Genomic DNA, 19548 nt, shown 5'->3' with positions numbered 1-19548 from the left:
CCAGGCCGCTTAGATCAGTATACTCTCGCCCTACTGTGCCTATTACACACTTTGACACTTCAACAAACCTACGAATTCAAAATGACTCCAGAAGCCCAAGAACCGGAAAGCAGCCTAAGTTTTTTGAGCCTATTCTCAGGTTGTGGCGGACTTGACTTGGGGTTCATGCAAGCGGGTTTCAGCCCCGTAGCAGCCTTTGATATCTGGCCGCTTGCGGTTGAAAACTACAGGAACAACATTGGTGATCACGCTCACATCTGGGATCTATCAAACGGAAAACTACCCAATGAGTTTGATTGCGATGTAGTAGTTGCAGGCTCACCATGCCAAGGCTTCTCTACGGTAGGAAAAAGAAATATTGACGACCCGAGGAATCACCTACTTGAATCCGCCGTCAAAATAGGAATCGACGTAAACCCCAAAGCGATGGTTTTCGAGAACGTCCTAGGCATATTACAAGGTGAGCATAAAACCCACTGGGATCGCGCTCACTCAAAATTAAACGCTGCGGGCTACGAGACCACCACACTAATATTAGATGCAAGAGACACGGGATCCCCGCAATCTAGAAAAAGAGCGTTCCTGCTAGCCTGGAAGAAAACTTTCAAAATAACAACAGCGCTTGAAAAACAAAAACACCTTACATTGATAGATGTTTTAGCCAACATTTCCAACCTTGCCAATCATGAGCCAAAAACATTTCAACCAGACACACCAGAGTATAAAATCTCTAGTCAAATTGAACCTGGACAGAAGCTCTGCAATGTTAGAGGCGGCACCGCCTCGGTACATACATGGAACATCCCTGAAGTATTTGGCGATACCACACTAGAAGAAAAAGAAGTTTTACAGAGCATAATGAAATTGCGCCGTAGAAACAGAAGAAGAACTTTCGGCGACGCAGACCCAGTAATACCCCGCGCCATATACCTAGACCTACAAAGGAAGGTTGCAACAGATATCAAGTCCCTCATCAGAAAAGGATATCTCAGAAAAATCGATGGCTTCGTGGACCTGACCAACACCTTTAATGGTAAGTACCGGCGACCTTTATTGAACGGAGCATCACACACCGTTGACTCTCGCTTTGGGGATCCCAGATGCTTCTTGCATCCGAGCGAGCACCGCGGCTTTAGCGTGAGAGAAGCCGCTCGCATTCAAAGATTCCCAGATTCCTATATTTTTCACGGCCCAATTGATGAGCAATTCCGCCTAGTAGGTAATGCAGTCCCCCCTACGATGGGACTTACAATAGGAAGAATGCTAAAAGACGCAATTCAAGGGAAAAATAATGACTACCGCCCTTGATATTATTGAGAAACTGCAAAGAAAGCATCACCCGGAACATGAGGGGCGCGCTGCCCGTGCGAGCAAGCTACGGGGACTTTATGAGACACTTGCAGCCCACCTATTCCACCAATTCGAACCCACAAAGAAAGTATCTAATCGTGTTAGCAGAGACTTCATGGCTCGCTTAAACACATGGCTAAATTGCTTTGAGTCAGAAGAAGATCAATGGAATGCGTTTAGATCTATCGAGTATTTATTTTTTGCCGGACATCAAGAATTCGAAGAGCTATATCGTTGCGCAAGCGAGCACATAATTAAACCCTGGCTCATCGACTTAGCCAACATTGATATATTTAGCAAAAATGCATCAGAACTCCTGAATGCCGAACTAAAAGCCACTTGGCCGTGCCCAGTAACCGACAGCCTAAGAATAAATGGTTTTTTACATATAACAGGCCTCGAAGGGCAGAGCCTTCGTCCAGATTGGCTCAGCCTAAGAGAACTTGGATGCCCGGATAGAATTGAAGCCTACCGGAACAAAAAAGAAATTAAGTACCTAGTCTTGCTTGAGGACTTTGTTGGCTCAGGGGGGCAACTATGTCGCGCGCTGAAGTTCGCCTCGGAGAACTTTAATGGGCCAATAATAGTAATACCATTAATTATTTGCGCGCCCGGCGACAAAGCAGTCAAAGATAAAATAGCAGAACTAAAAAACAATAACATCACTTACAAACCCGTCTCAATTTTAAGTGACTCATGCCTAGTCGGCCCAGCCTCCACCCCTGGCGAACCAAAGCTCTTTTCTAAACTAAGGGCCACTTTAAAATCAGGGTACGAGACAATTGAGCACCCCCTAGATGGGGAGGAGTTCGGATGGAATAAAGTTGGTAGCCTTGTGGTTCTCTACAGCAACTGCCCAAACAACACTCCCCCCATTTATCATCAGACCAGCGCAACTTGGAAGCCTCTATTTCCAAGGTCAGAACGAGAGCTAAAGGTAGTCCAATGAACAGATTTGACAACCCCTTTCACGACCTTTGGGTAACAGAAATACTGGCACCAAATGACTTCGTAAAAATGTTCAGCCCGATCATAGCGTCTGACTCCGAAGAGCTATTTGGAACTGGAAATGTTGTCATCAAAGGCAGGCAAGGTAGCGGGAAGAGCATGCTTTTAAGCTTACTCAATACTAGGACCAGGGTTGCTTACTCCAGGTCCGGCCACAAATACCCTGCACCGAACAACTATAAAGCATTCATAGCCGCAGGGGTGCACCTGATAAGAGACAATGCACGAGTAGTAGCTTCCCGCTTATCTGAGCACCCAATTGAAAAGCGGCAGAGTTGGGCCGCAACCACATTTGCCGATTATATAAATTACATTCTAGTCCAAGACCTCATAGCCAACGTTAAGTATCTAGCAGAAGAGCAGGCAATAGATGGCGTTCTAAGAGGCGAACTCCCTATTACCTGGACAACAAAATCAAAACAATCTCTCAGCGATAAAATAGCATCCTCTCTCGCCTGGTATGGTTACCTTCAAGATTGTCATAATTTCGAAGAAATCGAAAACAAGATAAACAATCGAATAACAGAATATAGAAAATACTTTAACTTCAACACAGAAAAACTCCCCCCTGAAGTAGAGTCCACAAAAACGGATATTGGTGAGCCAGCTGCAGCTTTAGCAGAAGCACTAAGACTCTCAGGCGTGATACCAGATAACACTCTCGTATACTTGCGAATCGACCAACACGAAGAGCTATACGAATTAGAGAAACTATCTGGCAACTCAAATGTCTTTCGTCAAGTAATTAACAGAGCGCTTGCACTCAGGGACGGTCGCGTAGCTTATCGTGTTGGGACACGCCACTACGCCTGGAACTCAGACGTATCTGTTTGGGGCAGCGGCGCCCACCTTGAGAATATGCGAGACTATTCCATCGTAGATATAGATGAAATACTTAGACGACATGAAAATGCGTCGCTTGGGATATCATTCAGAGACTTCGCAACAGACGTTTTTCATCGACGTTTGACCGCATACGGCTTCAGCATAGAAAACATCAGCAAAGATAAATTATTAAGCACGGTATTCGGCAAAACTTTGACCCCTGCGGAGCGAGCACGAATATACGCAAAAGAAAAAAAACCACTCTTAAATATACCTCAGAACTGGTCAAATGAATGGAGGCTACTGCTTGAGGAGACCTGGAAAACCGATCCTTTAGATGCAAAGCTAAGCGAAGTTTGGCTTCGACAACGCAAACAACAAAAGGATAAAACTTATCTTTCTTCGGTTCCTGAAAGCACACCGACCTGGAAAGAGAGGGTTTATTGGAAAAAAGAGAGAAATGAAGCCGCCTTAGTCCAGATAGCTGGCGATGCACGAGAAATGCTAATTTGGAGCGGGGAAAGACATATTATTGACTTATCTGGATGGAACATTCTTGCGTTTATGACCATATGCAGATCGATTTGGGCTGCATGGCTAAGAAGTACATCAGATGAAGAGCTCCAGAAAACCAGCCTACCCTCGATAGATATGGACAAACAAGTAATTGGCATTTACGAAGCCAGTAGGATATGGGCTGAGAAATTGAGAGAAGGGACTGACGGCGATAAGCGCCTCGCCTTTATTACCTCTATCGGCGCGTGGCTATCCAATGCAATCCGAAATGATCGCGCCCTATCCAACCCAGGACACACTGGATTTTCTTTATATAAAAGTGATTTTGAACAATCCACTCCCGTAACAAACTTGTTACGAAGCTGCCGAGATCAAGGGGATTTGATTGAGTCCGAGCACACAACAAAGAGCCCGGACGGAGTACCCCGAATGAAGTGGTATCTCAACCCACTATTATGTCCGTATTTCCGCATCCCTCACGTCAGAACAAAAGAACCTATATATGCAAATATCCAGCATCTTTCTGACGTACTTGATGGAAAAAACACAAACCATAAAGACAGTAAAACGGAAGACTCTGACCCACCTGTTCAGAACGAGCTTTTCTAAATGAGTCTAATAGGCACTAGCAGTATTCGCCCCTGGGGGGACATTGATTGGATACTGCCCAAAATAGGCCCCCGCCAATGGAAGGGATTGCTTTGTGCATCTTTTGAACCAAGGTGTACCGCCGTAGCAGAATGGCTATCCGCCATAGATAGCTCACAAACACACTGCTGCTTGAAAATTTCTGACCCTGAAAATCGTTTCACCAGTGAAACAGAAAAGCTTACTAAGCTCCATGAAGAGAAAATAAAAAAACTTCTAAATAATAAAGTTGATGTGATACAAGCACATCTACTTTCAGAAGCAAGCACATGGAATCAAATTATATCGGACCTTTCATCCGAAGAAAACTCCTCCATCCTTCTCGACATTAGCTCGCTCCCAAAAAGATTTTTCTTATTCGCAATAAAACGGTTACTGGTCAACCAAAATGTTAAAGATCTCATTGTTTGCTATACCCGCCCAGAGGGGTATAAAGAAGGTCAACTAACGGAAGACGCAGAGCCTCCATCAGCTCTTCCTGGTTTCTCTCGCATAGAACCTGCAAGCGGCGACTCTACTGCAATTATCAGCGTCGGATACATGGCATTCAATCTTGCAGAGGTACTTGAACAGCACCGAGGAAAATCACCGAAATTTTTATTTCCATTCCCCCCAGGCTCACCTAGCTTCAGGAGAAGCTGGGCCTTACTGCACAACCTCGCACCGAATCTTGAGTACCACACTGAAATTAAAAGAATTCATGCTATGGATATGTTTGCAGCATTGGACTGGATTAAAAGCGTTGGAAATGAGACCACCCGTAATATTGACTTAATTCCGCTAGGCCCAAAGCCCCATGTACTAGCGATGGCACTTGCCTTTCCGACTTTGGGTGACAGAGCAGAGATAATTTATGCGCAACCAAGGCTCTATCACCCAGATTACTCTCATGGCATCTTACGTAACTCTGCTGGAAAGCCAGATATAATCACTTACTGCCTGAAAAGAGATCATATTGATTACGTATAAAACTCAACCCAACACTGACCGTAGCTAATTCTTCACATCACAAAAACCCTTTTGAGCCACAGGCGAATAAAGCAGGTGGTGAGGTTGCCGGTAGGCCTACCTCACACATCCTGCCCTAAAAAACTTACCACACATACGATATCAACTAGGCACTAGACGATTTTATCCTGCCACTTCTCTGCACCTACTATGCAACCAGAATTAATTAAACTTGCCTCTGCCAGCCACAGCAAGCAGATAAATCTATTTCCTACAGCCGCACACCGAATAAACTACAAGGTAATTTAATCAACCTTTAATTACCGCCCCCATGCCAGCACGCAACGCAAAAGAGCTTCATCAAGATCAGATTCGCTCAGTTGCTCTAATGTACGAGCTAATGTGCCGAACAGGCTGCACAAATCCACATCAGTTTGCCGGTTGGTTTGATCAGTTAACACATAACCATACTCAGGACTCTGGAAAATGGCGTGCGATCTGGGGAGAGACTGCGGATCTTATAGCCTGTATTCGTAGCCACCCAAAGTCCTCTTCCAAGATGCCTTTTGTGATAAGCGAACGAGCTGTACAGCTATCAATAATCACTGCGGCAAAAGATGAGATTTCGTTTGCCGACTTCGTCCGTGCAATCGCTCTGTACCGACTGCGTAAAGAAACCGAACCATTTGCACGCATCGACGGTATTGGCCTAAATCTGACCGGCACAGTTTGGCAAGACATACAATCGTGCCTAAAAGAAAACCAGGTGATGGCCGAACTCGACAGGCTGGGCCTGAAGCAACTGGTCACTGAAGAGCTGGAGCAATTGGAAGCTGAGCGCAGAAGGGACAATCCAAAGGCGCACTTCTTCGACTAACAGGTTGGACGCCAGACGAGCAGCCCCTCCCCTGGCGTCCAACCCTCATGCCTCGACTATCCACAGGCCGCCCCGGGTAGTTAAACGGTAGAAAAAAGGTAGAGAGCTCCACAGCAACTTGAAAGGCCCGCCAGCCGTGACCTCCAGTGCTCTGGGTGGAATGCTATCCCGATGAAGCGGAATGCAATCCCGACCAAGCGGAACGCTATCCCGATATGGACGGAACGCTATCCCGATGCCCCGTCAAAGAACTCGAAATTTTATGCCAAGTCACCTGCTCCTTCCCCCTGGTGCTGAGCTCGATGCGCCCGCCAGTTATGATCCCTACCCGTTCGAGTTCGCGCATGGCAGCGATCAGCGCCTCCTTGAACTTTCGCATCGGACTGGAGTACTGCAACTTCTCCTTGAGCCAACTCAACTGATACCGCTGAACCGTGTCACTCGTAGTGGCAACCAAACGCTGCAGAGACTTAGCCATATCCTGGCCCGGCCGAATCTGCAGACGTTTCTCCCAATCGACCAGCGCGTACTCATTGTTGCCATAAAGGCCACGCCACCTAGGATCGATACGCACGCTGTACTGTTCCAACTCATCGTCGTAGTCAAATCCATCGATCATATGCAGCACCCGTGTGCGACCGACTGACAACTTTGTCTTACCATCCTTGGCAGCTTCAGCGACCAACATGGCAAACGATAAAGCTTTTATTGCTCGATGTAGCCATTCGTAGTCGGACTTGCCAGTGTGTCGACCGATGTCACGAAGAAATCTGGCGCGGTTTATGGGAACGGAATCACCCAATGGATACTTCAGAGCTTCGTGCATGACCTGCATCCATACGTCAGCCTGAGACTCGTCCAGTTGCTCGCCCCAGTATGTGATGACCGCATCAGAACGACTCACCAGCACGGCTTCTCTGTGCAGTTTCTTGCGTCCCCTGGCAACAGGTGAAAACAGGCTAGAACGCGCAATGTGGTTAGGCATCGCCCGACTAATCGCACCTACCCCAGGAAGAAAAAGCGGCTGGTGAACTTCGACAGTCGGCGCACGCTTTTCGATGGCCGCAGACTGCAGCCGCTCAAGACGTGACAGCAAGCTCGTTGAGGTTGGAGGTACGTCCTGACTCATGACGCAGAACGTCGAGACCTGGTGACCTGCTCAGCCTTGGTCGGACGCCCACGCTTCGGAAGCAGAGGGGCCGCTACAGGTGGAAGGGACTGCGGATTACGTGTTGCATCACTCCGGACGCTAGTAACTGATTTCTGCAGGTATTCCGAAAGCTGTTCGACTGTGAGCAAAGCTTGCATGGACTGACTCTCGCCACAGCCATGACATTGTTGTGCTCACGGCTGCATTGGTTAGCTGATGCCGTCAGGTTTGCTCAATGTGAAATCAGACTCCCGGTAGGTTCTTCGAAAGTTTTTTACCGGCTAGGCTCCACGTCTCATCAGCAGCCAAAATCTAGAGTTGCGTCAGCCAGATCGTACAAACCCCTGCTACGAATACGGCCAACCAGAGAAAAGTATTCTCCCGATCAATTACTGCCAGAAAGCGAGCGAAGTGAATGGGTAAGGCAATTGCAAGCACCGACGCAATCAGCAAAGGGGTGGTGATGATCCAGGTCATGAGGTAGTAGAGCAAAAAGAAAACTAGGCAAATGGCTGAATAAAGTGCGCCGATGGCCATAGGGTGAAGGTCGAGCACCACAGCATGTAGCTCACCTGATAGGGGCTCAAGCGACAGGGCCAGAGCTTGGGTAAACGGCGTGTGCAGGAATGTGTCAGAAACCCCCATCAGCAGAGGGCCAAAAATCAGCAACGAATGCGTTTTCCAGTGATCACTCAGAGTGGCTTTGTGATCGATCGCCCACTTGATCGAGAACCAGCCAAGGAATGTCAGCAAGAACAGCTGAAAAACAACTAGGAAGGCCCCCGCACTACCAGGTAACACCTTCATGATCACGAAGACAAAACCGAACAGTGCGATGCTAGTCCAGCCATAAATCTTGCGCAGAAGCCTCAGGCCAGAGAGCACAGTCGAGCTCTCCAGGTGTTCATTTATCCGTGTATAGCTGCCTTCAAGAGCACCCAAAAACGCGTCGATTTTTGCGTTGCGTCGGACTTTTTCACCGATGAAGTAGATGCCGCAAAGGAATGTGATGCTGGTCAGTACTATCTTGAGCATGCTGTTAGAACCAATAGAAGGGAATTAGCCGAAGGCGACACGGTTAAAGTAGCGGAGCGGGCTGGCAACGTGCTGTCTACAGGCTCTCCCAAACCCTTTCTCGAAGTGATCGCATGGCACAAATTTGGCACATCGGCAGTGCAAAATCATGCATATCACTGCTAAATAATGCCGCATATAGCAGATACGCAACCATCTGATTTAAAAGGACATAACCAAGGAAAACACTATAAATCAGAGAGTTATGAGCTTAGAAGAGATGGCAGTTGCACTGCAAAGGCCCGACAGGAAAGGTTTCGCGGATCAGCATCGGTGGGGTAGCGGCCATTTCATCCTCTGTAATCAGCAGTTTTTTCCGGCGCGTCGAAGCGCGGTAGCAGAGATTGACTGCTGCGCCGCCATCCAGCAACGGTCACGTGCCGTGTCGATATCTGATCGTGGCAGCCGACGTTGATTACACCGTAGTCGCCAGTAGCGACAGCGCCTGCGCGCAACCATGACCGGCAGCGCAGACGTGATCGGCCAACCGCTGTTCGCAGTAGTACTCGAAGATATGGAGCATCAAACGCTGCAGGCGGACAGCAGAAGCCCCGCCCTCGAGTTGCTCGCACAGGTCAGCGCGCTAGACTTGCCGATCAAGGACATCGGCTTGCCGGGCGGAATGAACGGCCATTGATTCACCGAGCTCGCGCGGCAAACCCAATCAGAGTCGAAGCGCCGTCATCACCGGCTACGCCGAAGAGGCGCTGCATGCACGCAGCGCAGCCCAGCCGGACCTGGAACTACTCGGCAAACCGTTTACCCTGGACGTCCTATAGAGCCGCGCGCAGGACCTGCTGGACGTCTGAACCAGCAGGCCCCTCGCTCAATTGGGCGAGGTTTGCTGCGAAGCGCCTTCGTCTTGCCAACGCGCGATCTCGCTGCGGATGCGCTTCTTGTCCAGCTTGCCAACGCTGGTCTTGGGAATCTCGCTGACCACCGCGATCTGCTGCGGGATCGCCCACTTGTTGATGTGCCCCTCAGTCACCGCCGGTTCGAGGAAGGCCTGCAAGTCGGCAGCGCTCAGTTCACGGCCTTCACACAGCACCACCAGGGCAAAGGGTCGCTCGCCCCAGCGTTCGTCCGGCACACCGACCACGGCGACGTCACGCACCGCCTCGTGACGACTGATCAGTCCTTCCAGGGTGAGGGATGACAGCCATTCACCTCCGGTCTTGATCACGTCCTTGATGCGGTCGCGAATCTCGATATTGGCCATCTCGTCGATCACCGCGACGTCACCGGTGTGCAGCCAACCATCGGCCCACAACTCTTCGCTCTTCTCCGGCTCGTTGTAATAGCCCTGCGTCAGCCACGGCGCGCGCAATACCAGTTCGCCCTGTGAGGTACCGTCTGCGGGCAGAAAGCTGCCGTCGGCGGCCTGAATCGCCGCATCGACCAGCACCACCGGAACACCGGCCTTGAGGTGGAAGGTACTGCGGCTGTCTTCGTCAGCCTCAAGCAGCTCGTCGTTGATGTGCGCCCCGGATATCAGCGGGCAGGTCTCGGACATGCCGTACGCGGCGATCAGGTTCATACCGGACGCCTTGGCCTGGTCATACAGGCCGCGGGTGAGTGCACTGCCGCCAATGGTGATCTTCCAGCCCTTGAAGTCAGTACCCTGCGCCGCCTTGGCGTTGAGCAGCATCTGCACGATGGTCGGCACGCAATGGGAGAAAGTCACCTGCTCACGGCGCCACAGGTCGATCAGGTACTCGGGATCGTAACGCCCGGGATAGACCTGCTTGAGGCCGAGCATGGTAGCGACGTAAGGCAACCCCCAGGCATGCACATGGAACATCGGCGTGATCGGCATATAGACGTCGTCCGAGCCCATCAGCCGAGGATTTTCCCGGCAGCCGACGGTCACCGCCGCGGCCAGGGTGTGCAGCACCAGCTGGCGATGGGTGAAGTACACACCCTTGGGATTGCCGGTAGTGCCAGTGGTGTAGAAGGTCGTGGCAACCGAATCCTCATCGAAATCGGGAAAGTCGTAGTTCGGCTCGGCGGCAGCCAGCAGGCTTTCGTACTCGCCGACGCAATCCGGCAGGCCGGCGTCGTGCACGTCGCCATCGGTGAGCAGCAGCGTCTTCTGCACGGTGGTCAGCTGCCCGGCAATCGCCTGGTACAGCGGCACGAACTCGCTGTTGACCAGCACGAAGCGGTCATCGGCGTGATTCATGGTGTAAAGGATCTGATCCGGGGAGAGCCGCACGTTGATGGTATGCACCACGGCGCCAATCATAGGAATGGCGAACATGCATTCCAGATAGCGGTGGCTGTCCCAGTCCATCACCGCCACAGTATCGCCCGCCTTGACGCCAGCTGCGGTCAGCACGTTGGCCAACCGCGCGACACGTTGATTCAGGGTGCGGTAGTCGTAACGCAGCTGGTCACGGTAGACGATCTCGCGGGTGCGCTCGTAGCGCACGCCGGACAAAAGCAGGCGCTTGATCAACAAGGGATATTGATAGGCGTTCGCCGCGGGCTTGATGACACGGGTCTGCAGCATGAGGGGCATCCTGTTCTTGTTGGAGTTGTAAGCAGCACTCTAGAGCGTCCGCCCCCATGCAAAATCAGTCCAAAGGATTATTTTCCGCGCACCTCGTTTCAGCGTGTTAACCGATCTCGCTGACGGCCAGACGTACACCAAGACCGATCAGTACCGCGCCAGTGAGCCGATCAAACCAGTGGCCCATTCGCGCAAAGCCAGCACGCACGCGGCCTCGACTGAACAGCCAGGCCACCAGCAGAAACCACAGCGCAGTGGCGCCGGCGAGGTAGACGCCGTAACCGGCCTGCACCAACAGCGGCGTATCAGGACTGATCACTACTGTGAATAACGAGAGGAAGAACAGCGTGGCTTTGGGATTCAGACCGTTGGTGACGAAGCCAACAGCGAACGCCTGCCACGCCGAGCGATTTGCCCGCGCACTCGCGCCATCCTCCACATCCAGGCTCATCGGCCGTGCATGCAGGGCACGCCAACCGAGATAGAGCAGATAGCCAGCCGCCAGCCACTTGAAGAGGTTGAACAGCACAATCGACTGCGAGACGATCAGGCCAATGCCGAGCAAAGAGTAGGCGACGTGCACGAATATCCCGCAGCCAACGCCCAATGCTGTCCAACTTCCAGTGCGCCGCCCCTGGGTTACGCTTTCGCGCACCACCACCGCGAAATCCGGCCCGGGACTCGCCACTGCGAGTAGATGCACCAGCGCCACGGTCATAAATTCCATCCAGTACACAATCCGCTCTCCACATAATGCCGGGTTTCATTGTCGACCAGCCCCGGCTTCTTCGAAAGGTACAGTTGATGTCCAGTCGCGCCGTTTTCCTCGATCTTTCTCCGCTCGACCAAGGTGACCTCGATCTGACCCCGCTGCAGGACGCGTTCGGCGAGCTCGTGTTGCATGAGCAAAGCACGGCGGATCAGATTGTCGAGCGTCTGCGTGGCGCGCAGGTGGCCATCGTCAACAAGGTGGCGCTGAATGCAGACACCCTCGCGGCCTGCCCCGATCTCAAGCTGATCCTGGTCTCGGCCACAGGGGTCAACAATATTGACCTGCAAGCTGCCGGCGAACGCGACATCGTTGTCTGCAACTGCCAGGCCTATGGCACCCCGACCGTTGCTCAGCACACGCTGATGTTGTTGCTGGCATTGGCCACGCGCCTGCCCGACTACCAGGCGGCGGTCGCCCGCGGCCGCTGGCAGGAAAGCGGTCAGTTCTGCCTGCTGGACTTCCCCATCGTCGAGCTGGAAGGCAAGACCCTCGGCCTGCTAGGCCATGGCGAACTCGGCAGCGCGGTGTCTCGATTGGCCGAGGCATTCGGCATGCGCGTGCTGGTCGGCAACCTGCCGGGGCGACCAAAGCGCCCGGAGCGTCTAAACCTGGAAGAACTGCTGCCGCAGGTGGACGCCCTGACGCTGCACTGCCCACTGACCGAGCAGACGCGCAATCTGATCGGTGCGCGCGAACTGCAATTGATGAAGCCGAGCGCGTTCCTGATCAACGCCGCCCGCGGTGGTCTGGTCGACGAACAGGCGCTGGCCGACGCGCTGCGCCACGGTCATCTGGGCGGAGCCGCCACCGATGTGCTGACCAGCGAGCCGCCAAGCGACGACAACCCGCTGTTGGCCCCGGACCTGCCGCGCCTGATCATCACCCCGCACAGCGCATGGGGCAGTCGGGAGGCACGTCAGCGGATCGTCGACCAGTTGGCAGAGAACGCGACGGCTTTCTTCGCTGGCGCGCCGATTCGTCAGGTGAACTGAGTTCAGGCCTGCAGGCAATAGCCTTGCCCAGCTTGCGAGCAATAGCCCATAGCCCCTAAGCTCCCGGACTTTTTCAGGGAGACGCCGATGGACCCTCGAAGCGAAGTGCTGCTGCGTCAGGCCGGGTTGTTTCAAGGGCGGCTATTGCTGGCAGGCCTGCCCGCGGACGACCTGCTGGGTCAGCTCGAAAGCGCTGTCGGCTGGAGCTGGCACGCAGGCGAACAGCAACTGCTGAACAAGCGCTTCAGCGGACGTTGCAGCTTCGGCGTCTCTCCACCACAGGGCGACTTCGAAGCCGCCGTGCTATTCCTGCCAAAATCCCGCGAACTGACCGACTATCTGCTGCATGCACTGGCGGCGCACCTTGAAGGTCGTCCGCTGTACCTGGTCGGCGAAAAACGAGCCGGCGTCGAGCGTGCCGCCAAGCAGCTAACCAGCCTGGGCCGCGCCCGCAAACTCGACAGCGCCCGCCACTGCCAGCTCTGGCAGGTCGACATCGAGCAGGCGCCGAGCGTACCGGAGCTCGACGCACTGGCGCGCCATTTCACCCTAGAGCTGGCGGACGGCCCGTTGCAGGTCATCAGCCTGCCCGGCGTCTTCAGTCACGGTCGCCTGGATATCGGCAGCGCCCTACTGCTCGAGCATCTCGACGACCTGCCCTGCGGCCGCGTGCTCGACTTCGGCTGTGGTGCCGGCATCCTCGGCGCGACGCTCAAGCGTCGCTATCCGCAAAGCGACTTGGTGCTGCTGGATGTGGATGCCTTTGCCGTCGAGAGCAGTCGCAGAACGCTCACCGCCAACGGACTCGAGGGTGACGTTATTGCGGGCGATGGCATCGACGCCGCGCCACGGCAATTGGCAGCGATCGTCAGCAACCCGCCGTTCCATCAGGGTGTACACACCAGCTACAAAGCCAGCGAGACCCTTCTCGAGCGTGCCTCCGAACACTTGCTCAGCGGTGGACAACTGCGCCTGGTGGCCAATGCATTTCTACGCTATCCACCTTTGATCGAGCAGCACCTTGGCACCTGTCATACCGTTGCCGAGCGCGATGGCTTTCGCATCTATCGCACCGTGCGACTCTGACCCCCGCGACCGGCGGTTGCACCGAACGGGCGGTTGCGGCAAACTCGCCGCCGTCCTTGGGGGAGTAGTCTCCGACGAGCGCCCTGCTCGTCTGGCATGCGTCAACATACTTGGTCCGCAGACCATGGCGCATGCGACCGGCCGGCGCGTAACGATACGCCAGGCCAGGTTTGACAAGACCCATGACATGTACACCTGACCCGGGCGGGCAGGCTGCGCATGTCATGGTGAATCTGTCGACCCGCCCTAAAGGAATGCCGCTTGGAATCGTTTTTCGTCCCTACCCTGATCGTTGCCCTCGCCGAAATCGGCGACAAGACTCAGCTGCTCGCACTGCTGCTGGCGGCACGCTATCGGCGGCCGTGGCCGATCATCTGGGGTATCGTCGTCGCAACCCTGGCCAACCACGCAGCAGCCGGCGCGCTTGGCAGCTGGGTATCTGGCCTGGTCTCGCCAGTAGTGTTGAGCTGGGTGCTGGCCGCAAGCTTTGTCGCCGTCGCACTGTGGACGCTGGTGCCCGACAAGCTGGATGACGACGACGCCAAACTGGGCCGCGGCTATGGCCCCTTCGTTGCCACCACCGTGGCCTTCTTCATCGCTGAGATGGGCGACAAAACCCAAGTCGCCACGGTGATGCTCGCCGCGCAGTACCCGGATTTCGTTCTGGTCATCCTCGGCACCACCGTCGGCATGCTGCTCGCCAACGTCCCGGTCGTTCTGGCCAGCCATTTCGCTGCCGATCGCCTGCCGCTGACGCTGATTCGCCGTGTCGCGGCGGCCGGCTTCGCGGCACTGGCGGTGTACGCCGGCTATCAGGCGCTGACCATGAGCACTATTGTCTCAGGCTGATACGCAGCGCAAATCTGCGCATCTGGGGAGCTGATAGAGTGCGCTACCGCAGCGCACCATCAGCGCCCCGAGGAGAATAGGCTGCATGTCAGCGGATGGACGCAAGAAACGAGTCTGCAACCATATCGATCTGAGCTGGAACAAGGGCCGACTGGCCCTCTCCGAACAGATGCAGAGCAAATATTTCGCCTATAAAGGCTCACTCATTGGCCAGCCGCTGAACAGCGCAGGCTTCGCCGAACTCGTGCGTAACGTGCGTGCGGCCATGCCGGATCTGGAAGTGGTTGTGGATGAGTGCATTTGCGAGGGACACAAGGTAGTAACCTCGAGCACCGTGATGGGCACACTCGCCACGCCACAATTCGGCTACTCGGTAACCGACAAGATTCTTGCAATTGCTGTGGTGAGCGTCTGGACACTCAGCCCAGCCGGGGACATCGAGGAGATTCACACGCTCATCGACCTCGAAGGCGTGCATCAGCAACTGGGCATCGAAACACCCCTTTCAGCACTGCTGTCGCCGGCCTGAGCGGTCGGCGACGAGGCATCGCTCAGCGGCCGCTACGGGCCTGCTCGTACAGCGGCATGACCTTCGGGATATTCGCCTTGAGCGCCGCAGTGCGCGTGGTTGACGACGGGTGAGTGCTCATGAACTCTGGCGGCGCCGAACCACCGGCGGCCCCCATCTTCTCCCACAGCGTAATCGCGGCATTCGGGTTGTAACCGGCACGTGCAGCCAGTTCCAGACCGATCAGATCCGCCTCGTTCTCATTGCCCCGGCTGTTGGGCAGGGTCATCAGATACTCGACACCCATATTCGCCATCTGCAGGCCGCCAGTGCCTACACCCATGGCCGAACCCAGCTGGGTCGCCATCTGCACGCCATAAGCCTTGGACATCGCCTCGCGCCCATGCTCACGTAGCGCGTGCGCGATCTCGTGCCCCATCACCGCTGCGATCTCATCGTCGGTCAGTTTCAGCTTCTCGATCAGGCCGGTGTAGAAAATGATCTTGCCGCCCGGGCCGCAGTTGGCATTGAGCTCGGGGCTGTCGATGACGTTAACCTCCCAAGCCCACTGCGCTGCATCTGGACGGAACACCGGCACCTTGGCGATCAGCCGCTGAGCTATGCCGTTTACCCGCTTGGCGATCGCGGTGTCCTTCTTCAGCACGCCCTGGCTCGCAGCTTTGCTGAGCGTCTCCTGATAAGACTGGGCATACATCTGGTTGACCTGGTCGGTCGACAGCATGCTGAACATGTACTGCTTGCGTTCGACACCCACGGCACCGCCACTGGTGGTGTTGACGGCCTGACACCCCGCCAGCACGGCTGCAGCGACAAGCATGGATAATCTGTGCGGCTTGAACATCGAGTCTCTCCAGTAAACCTGCGCCGTATCCTAGAGCGACCCCACCTGGCAGGCAACCAGCGACTCCGCTGCAGTTGTCGCAAATTCGGCCGATAGCCTACTTATCCGCTACGCAACTGGAGTACCGCACATGTTCCGATCCATTCAGACCGCCTTCGCGGCATTGGCCGGTGCTTGCACGTTAGCCGTGATCGCGGCGCTTCTGCTGTACGCGATGGTTTCCGGCATGCGCAGCCAGGCGCTGGTCGAGGACCGCACGCGCACGTTGATCGATGGCATGGTCGAACAGCGCGTCACGGCGCTGGCGCAAGCCCAGGTCAGCCGCATCCAGGCACAACTACAGGCACCTCTGCAGATTGCCACCGGCCTCGCCCGGGTGCATACCCTCACCGGCCTCAGCGACGACGAGGGTATGCCAATGGCCAACCTCACGCGCGAGGAACTGATCAACCTGGCGCGCCAGACGCTGACCGAGAATCCCAATCTCACCAGTACCTATATCGCCTGGGAGCCTAACGGGGTAGACGCCAATGACCTGATGTATCGCGGCGACGCCCCGGGCATGGTCAATGGCCGCTTCGCCAGCTGGATCTACCGCGACACCAGCGGCAAGTTGCTGGTCGAGCGACTCACTGACATCGAGGACACCAGCCTGCTGGAAACCGGCGTTCGTGCCGGCGAGTACTACCTGTGTCCGCGTGAACAACTCAAGCCCTGCGTCGGCGACCCCGCGCCGTATGAGATGAATGGCCAGACGCAGCTGCTGTCGTCGTTCAACGCACCGATCATCATTGACGGCAAGTTCCAGGGCATCGTCGGCGCGGATATCAGTGTCGACTTTATCCAGCAATTGCTGAGCGCCGCTAATAGCCAGCTATATGGCGGTGTCGGGCAGATCGCACTGATCTCCAACAATGGGCGCCTCGCGGCATACAGTCGTGACAAGAGCCTGCTTGGCAAACCCGCAGCGCAAATTCTCGATGCCGATGAGCAGGCGCTGGTCAAACAACTGCCCTCCGGTCAGACCCACTACCGCATCGATCACGCTCGCGGCCGCGTCGCACTGCTGCTGCCATTCTCATTCCCCGGTACCGATGCCCGCTGGGTGCTGATGCTCGAACTGCCGACTGCCGAAGTAATGAAGGAACTGGATCAATTGATGGTCGCGCTCGGCGAGGAAAGCCGCAGCGATCTCGGCACCATGCTGGTCATCGGCGTGCTGATCGCCTTTGTTGGACTGCTCGCCATCTGGCTGATCAGCCGTCGCATCACCCGCCCGCTACGCGACATGGTGGTGATGCTGGACAACATCGGCCAGGGCGAAGGCGACCTCACCCAACGTCTGAATATCGACAGCCGCAACGAACTGGGCCAGATCGCCGCTGGCTTCAACGCCTTCCTGGCACGGCTGCAGGGCATGATCGGCGAGGTAGTCGCCTCCGTTCAAAAGGTCAGCGACGCTTCCGAGCATACGGCCGATATCGCCATTCGCACCGACAAAGGCGTGCAGACCCAGCTGGCGGAGATCGAGCTGGTTGCGACCGCGGTGCATGAAATGACGGCGACCGCTCAGGACGTGGCGCGTAATGCGACCCAGGCTGCCGAGGCAGCCAATAACGCGGATCGCGCGGCCAACCAAGGCCGCCATATCGTGCGGGACACCGGCTCCACCATCACCGAGCTGGCCGACGAGATTGGCAAGGCGGTTGAGGTGGTGCAGACGCTCGCCCGAGACAGCGAGAATATCGACGCCATTCTGGTCACCATCCGCAGCATCGCCGAGCAGACCAACCTGCTCGCCCTCAATGCGGCAATCGAGGCAGCCCGAGCTGGGGAGCAAGGCCGCGGCTTCGCTGTGGTGGCTGACGAGGTACGCAACCTGGCACAGAAGACCCAGCAAGCGACCGGCGAAATCCAGCAGATGATTCAGCAACTGCAAAGTGGTACGCGGAGCGTGGTGCAGGTGATGGAGCAGAGCCAGAGCCGTACGCTACGCAGCGTCGAGCAGGCTGACGCCGCAGCCGAAGCCTTGCAGGCAATCACCCAGGCAGTCTCGTTGATCAACGACATGAACAACCAGATCGCCAGCGCTGCCGAAGAGCAAAGCGCGGTCGCCGAAGACATCAACCGCAACGTCACCAATATTGGCCAGGTCGCCCAGCAAGTCGCCGCCGGCGCCGACGAAGCCAGTCAAGCGAGTGCCGGGCTGACACGCCTGGCCGAGCAGCAGCGCCGCCTAATCAATCAGTTCAGGGTGTAAGTAGGTAAGCAGCACGCCTGCTCAAGCCGGCGTTAGGCATTCCGGCCCGTTGATGCGCGGGTCATTCACCACTGTTGCGAGCGGGCGCTCACGCAATGCTGGCTGGGGCTGAGCCAGCAACGCCTTCAGTGCCTCAAGCGGCGTGTCAGGATCGAGCCAGGCAGCCTGCCCGGCCTCATCGAGTATCAACGGCCGGCGCAGCGTCGCCGCCGGCAGCGTCACGACCGCAGCACTGAGGTAAGTATGCCCCTGCACTGGATAGGCTTCCCAGAGCGCTGCGAAGTAGGTCAGCGAACCTTCGCTGGTCATCCAGTAAGGGCGTTTTCGTGCGGTGCCCCGCCACTCGTAGAAGCCGTTGGCCGGCAGCAGACCACGACGCAGGCGCAAGGCATCACGGAACATCGGTTGCTCAGCCAGGGTTTCGGCGCGGGCCTGCGCGGGCGTGCGCGTCAGATCGGTGAGCCAGGCCGGTGTAAGTCCCCAGCGCACCCGGCTCAGCTGCAATTCTGCATCTACCTGGCGCAGCAACAGCACCGAAGCGCCAGGCGCAAGGCTCCAATGCGGCTGCTGATCAGCGGGGAAACCGGGCAAGGCAGCGAAGTCCTGGCTCCAACGAAAAAGGGCGTAGCGACCGCACATAGAAACACTCGTCAGCAGATCAGTTCGCCGGGATAACTTTCCGGTTCATCGCCCGGCAATGGCTCGGCGCCATTGTACGCAGCGATCAGCTGACGTGCCCGTTCGGCATCCTCATCCGGCACCATCAGCCCGAGCAACCCGGCGGCGGGCAGCTCGCCCATGGCGCCGATCAGGTGACTGCCCGCCAGAAAGGCCTCGATGCCCTCGCCGATCAGCATGCCGTTGAGCATCTCCGCCTCCAACAGGTCGCGCGGCTCGTAAATACGCTGCATCACTCGTCCTCCCTGAGGGTTTCCAGTTGCCACTGTTCACCGTCCGTGCGCAGATCGAACAGCACTGGCCGGCAACACACCGCACAGTCTTCGATGTACTGTTGGTCGCCGCCACTCAGATCGAGCACGGCTTCGACCGGCTCGCCACAGTAGGGGCATTGAAAGACCTGTGTTTCTAGCATCAATCCTCCACGTGACTTGCCGCTATAATCGCCGTCTTTGAAGGTCGTTGACTCGACCCCATACAAGAAGACTGACTCGGTGCGCCTTGCAATTAGGCCCCCGGGCCGCATGCAGGACCTCGCCGGCAATCATGCGAACAGCCGCTGTACTCGAAGAGTATGAGCCAACCGGCTCCGGCCCGTTCCGTGAATTGCCCTGCCCAGCGCTGCAGCCCGTT

At 55.8% G+C, this 19548-nt stretch carries 19 protein-coding genes, 1 pseudogene and 1 riboswitch; of the genes and pseudogenes, 12 read left to right on the top strand and 8 right to left on the bottom strand.

Annotated elements, in window-relative coordinates:
- Positions 1–81 precede the first annotated feature (81 nt).
- The 5 genes from AAEZ08_RS12765 (at position 82) to AAEZ08_RS12745 (ending at position 6172) form a co-directional block, all read left to right on the top strand.
- A complete protein-coding gene (locus AAEZ08_RS12765) occupies positions 82–1308 on the top strand; it encodes a DNA cytosine methyltransferase (RefSeq protein WP_500124410.1) in 1227 nt (408 codons plus the stop codon).
- The gene (locus AAEZ08_RS12760; protein WP_500124409.1) at positions 1292–2299 is read left to right on the top strand and encodes a phosphoribosyltransferase-like protein; all 1008 of its coding nucleotides are present in this window, start codon (positions 1292–1294) and stop codon (positions 2297–2299) included. The genes AAEZ08_RS12765 and AAEZ08_RS12760 overlap by 17 nt, the downstream gene beginning before the upstream one ends.
- On the top strand, positions 2296–4308 hold the full coding sequence (locus AAEZ08_RS12755) for an ORC-CDC6 family AAA ATPase (protein ID WP_500124408.1): 2013 nt from the start codon (positions 2296–2298) through the stop codon (positions 4306–4308). Before AAEZ08_RS12760 ends, AAEZ08_RS12755 begins: the two co-directional genes overlap by 4 nt.
- Positions 4309–5316, top strand: coding sequence for a hypothetical protein (locus tag AAEZ08_RS12750; protein ID WP_500124407.1), 1008 nt, complete (start codon positions 4309–4311; stop codon positions 5314–5316). It begins immediately after the preceding gene.
- 310 nt (positions 5317–5626) lie between these two features.
- The gene (locus AAEZ08_RS12745) at positions 5627–6172 is read left to right on the top strand and encodes a hypothetical protein (protein WP_500124405.1); all 546 of its coding nucleotides are present in this window, start codon (positions 5627–5629) and stop codon (positions 6170–6172) included.
- 205 nt (positions 6173–6377) lie between these two features.
- Here the strand turns inward: AAEZ08_RS12745 and trfA are convergent, their stop codons facing one another.
- Positions 6378–7301 (bottom strand): plasmid replication initiator TrfA, encoded by a 924-nt coding sequence (gene trfA, locus AAEZ08_RS12740; RefSeq protein WP_500124404.1) that lies wholly within the window; start codon positions 7299–7301, stop codon positions 6378–6380.
- Between the two features lie 333 nt (positions 7302–7634).
- A complete protein-coding gene (locus tag AAEZ08_RS12735; protein WP_500124403.1) occupies positions 7635–8357 on the bottom strand; it encodes a hypothetical protein in 723 nt (240 codons plus the stop codon).
- A 496-nt stretch (positions 8358–8853) separates the two neighbouring features.
- Here AAEZ08_RS12735 and AAEZ08_RS12730 point away from each other — a divergent pair, with 496 nt between their 5' ends.
- Positions 8854–9033, top strand: a complete 180-nt coding sequence (locus AAEZ08_RS12730; RefSeq protein ID WP_102820625.1) for a response regulator — start codon at positions 8854–8856, stop codon at positions 9031–9033.
- Positions 9034–9222: 189 nt separating this feature from the next.
- Here AAEZ08_RS12730 and AAEZ08_RS12725 read toward each other — a convergent pair whose 3' ends face one another.
- The gene (locus AAEZ08_RS12725) at positions 9223–10908 is read right to left on the bottom strand and encodes a fatty acid--CoA ligase (RefSeq protein ID WP_427702797.1); all 1686 of its coding nucleotides are present in this window, start codon (positions 10906–10908) and stop codon (positions 9223–9225) included.
- Between the two features lie 106 nt (positions 10909–11014).
- Complete coding sequence (locus AAEZ08_RS12720) at positions 11015–11644, bottom strand: LysE family translocator (RefSeq protein ID WP_427702798.1); 630 nt, start codon at positions 11642–11644, stop codon at positions 11015–11017.
- 68 nt (positions 11645–11712) lie between these two features.
- On the opposite strand from AAEZ08_RS12720, the gene AAEZ08_RS12715 reads away from it, so the two are divergent.
- The 4 genes from AAEZ08_RS12715 (at position 11713) to AAEZ08_RS12700 (ending at position 15136) form a co-directional block, all read left to right on the top strand.
- Positions 11713–12672 (top strand): 2-hydroxyacid dehydrogenase, encoded by a 960-nt coding sequence (locus tag AAEZ08_RS12715; protein ID WP_500124401.1) that lies wholly within the window; start codon positions 11713–11715, stop codon positions 12670–12672.
- 87 nt (positions 12673–12759) lie between these two features.
- Entirely contained in the window at positions 12760–13758 is a 999-nt protein-coding gene (locus AAEZ08_RS12710; RefSeq protein WP_500124400.1) for a methyltransferase, read from the top strand.
- Between the two features lie 54 nt (positions 13759–13812).
- Positions 13813–13929: riboswitch (yybP-ykoY riboswitch) on the top strand.
- Between the two features lie 90 nt (positions 13930–14019).
- A complete protein-coding gene (locus AAEZ08_RS12705; RefSeq protein WP_003285855.1) occupies positions 14020–14607 on the top strand; it encodes a TMEM165/GDT1 family protein in 588 nt (195 codons plus the stop codon).
- Between the two features lie 85 nt (positions 14608–14692).
- Entirely contained in the window at positions 14693–15136 is a 444-nt protein-coding gene (locus AAEZ08_RS12700; RefSeq protein ID WP_003285854.1) for an ester cyclase, read from the top strand.
- A gap of 22 nt (positions 15137–15158) precedes the next feature.
- On the opposite strand, the gene AAEZ08_RS12695 is transcribed toward AAEZ08_RS12700, so the two are convergent.
- Entirely contained in the window at positions 15159–15977 is an 819-nt protein-coding gene (locus AAEZ08_RS12695; protein ID WP_003285853.1) for a M48 family metallopeptidase, read from the bottom strand.
- A 130-nt stretch (positions 15978–16107) separates the two neighbouring features.
- Between AAEZ08_RS12695 and AAEZ08_RS12690 the strand changes: the two are divergent.
- Both AAEZ08_RS12690 and AAEZ08_RS12685 read left to right on the top strand, forming a co-directional pair.
- Positions 16108–17379: pseudogene (locus tag AAEZ08_RS12690) on the top strand (methyl-accepting chemotaxis protein); the annotation flags it as partial.
- A gap of 15 nt (positions 17380–17394) precedes the next feature.
- The gene (locus AAEZ08_RS12685) at positions 17395–18237 is read left to right on the top strand and encodes a methyl-accepting chemotaxis protein (RefSeq protein ID WP_500124461.1); all 843 of its coding nucleotides are present in this window, start codon (positions 17395–17397) and stop codon (positions 18235–18237) included.
- Between the two features lie 21 nt (positions 18238–18258).
- Here the strand turns inward: AAEZ08_RS12685 and AAEZ08_RS12680 are convergent, their stop codons facing one another.
- From AAEZ08_RS12680 to AAEZ08_RS12670, 3 genes are read right to left on the bottom strand one after another with little or no spacing between them, the layout of a single operon-like run.
- Complete coding sequence (locus tag AAEZ08_RS12680) at positions 18259–18876, bottom strand: SOS response-associated peptidase (protein WP_003285851.1); 618 nt, start codon at positions 18874–18876, stop codon at positions 18259–18261.
- Between the two features lie 11 nt (positions 18877–18887).
- The gene (locus AAEZ08_RS12675; RefSeq protein WP_003285850.1) at positions 18888–19148 is read right to left on the bottom strand and encodes a putative signal transducing protein; all 261 of its coding nucleotides are present in this window, start codon (positions 19146–19148) and stop codon (positions 18888–18890) included.
- Positions 19148–19330, bottom strand: a complete 183-nt coding sequence (locus tag AAEZ08_RS12670; protein WP_003285849.1) for a CPXCG motif-containing cysteine-rich protein — start codon at positions 19328–19330, stop codon at positions 19148–19150. Before AAEZ08_RS12670 ends, AAEZ08_RS12675 begins: the two co-directional genes overlap by 1 nt.
- Positions 19331–19548 lie beyond the last annotated feature (218 nt).

Source organism: Pseudomonas sp. E45-MNA-CIBAN-0222 (assembly GCF_040310405.1).
Lineage (GTDB): Bacteria > Pseudomonadota > Gammaproteobacteria > Pseudomonadales > Pseudomonadaceae > Stutzerimonas > Stutzerimonas stutzeri_AC.
This window is presented reverse-complemented; position numbering and strand designations above follow the sequence as displayed.

Excerpts from the sequence above, each read along its gene's own strand:
- AAEZ08_RS12765 (WP_500124410.1), top strand. The coding sequence starts at position 82 with ATGACTCCAGAAGCCCAAGAACCGGAAAGCAGCCTAAGTTTTTTGAGC.
- AAEZ08_RS12760 (WP_500124409.1), top strand. The coding sequence starts at position 1,292 with ATGACTACCGCCCTTGATATTATTGAGAAACTGCAAAGAAAGCATCAC.
- AAEZ08_RS12755 (WP_500124408.1), top strand. The coding sequence starts at position 2,296 with ATGAACAGATTTGACAACCCCTTTCACGACCTTTGGGTAACAGAAATA.
- AAEZ08_RS12750 (WP_500124407.1), top strand. The coding sequence starts at position 4,309 with ATGAGTCTAATAGGCACTAGCAGTATTCGCCCCTGGGGGGACATTGAT.
- AAEZ08_RS12745 (WP_500124405.1), top strand. The coding sequence starts at position 5,627 with ATGCCAGCACGCAACGCAAAAGAGCTTCATCAAGATCAGATTCGCTCA.
- trfA (WP_500124404.1), bottom strand. The coding sequence starts at position 7,301 with ATGAGTCAGGACGTACCTCCAACCTCAACGAGCTTGCTGTCACGTCTT.
- AAEZ08_RS12735 (WP_500124403.1), bottom strand. The coding sequence starts at position 8,357 with ATGCTCAAGATAGTACTGACCAGCATCACATTCCTTTGCGGCATCTAC.
- AAEZ08_RS12730 (WP_102820625.1), top strand. The coding sequence starts at position 8,854 with ATGACCGGCAGCGCAGACGTGATCGGCCAACCGCTGTTCGCAGTAGTA.
- AAEZ08_RS12725 (WP_427702797.1), bottom strand. The coding sequence starts at position 10,908 with ATGCTGCAGACCCGTGTCATCAAGCCCGCGGCGAACGCCTATCAATAT.
- AAEZ08_RS12715 (WP_500124401.1), top strand. The coding sequence starts at position 11,713 with ATGTCCAGTCGCGCCGTTTTCCTCGATCTTTCTCCGCTCGACCAAGGT.
- AAEZ08_RS12710 (WP_500124400.1), top strand. The coding sequence starts at position 12,760 with ATGGACCCTCGAAGCGAAGTGCTGCTGCGTCAGGCCGGGTTGTTTCAA.
- AAEZ08_RS12700 (WP_003285854.1), top strand. The coding sequence starts at position 14,693 with ATGTCAGCGGATGGACGCAAGAAACGAGTCTGCAACCATATCGATCTG.
- AAEZ08_RS12695 (WP_003285853.1), bottom strand. The coding sequence starts at position 15,977 with ATGTTCAAGCCGCACAGATTATCCATGCTTGTCGCTGCAGCCGTGCTG.
- AAEZ08_RS12685 (WP_500124461.1), top strand. The coding sequence starts at position 17,395 with ATGATCGGCGAGGTAGTCGCCTCCGTTCAAAAGGTCAGCGACGCTTCC.
- AAEZ08_RS12680 (WP_003285851.1), bottom strand. The coding sequence starts at position 18,876 with ATGTGCGGTCGCTACGCCCTTTTTCGTTGGAGCCAGGACTTCGCTGCC.
- AAEZ08_RS12675 (WP_003285850.1), bottom strand. The coding sequence starts at position 19,148 with ATGCAGCGTATTTACGAGCCGCGCGACCTGTTGGAGGCGGAGATGCTC.
- AAEZ08_RS12670 (WP_003285849.1), bottom strand. The coding sequence starts at position 19,330 with ATGCTAGAAACACAGGTCTTTCAATGCCCCTACTGTGGCGAGCCGGTC.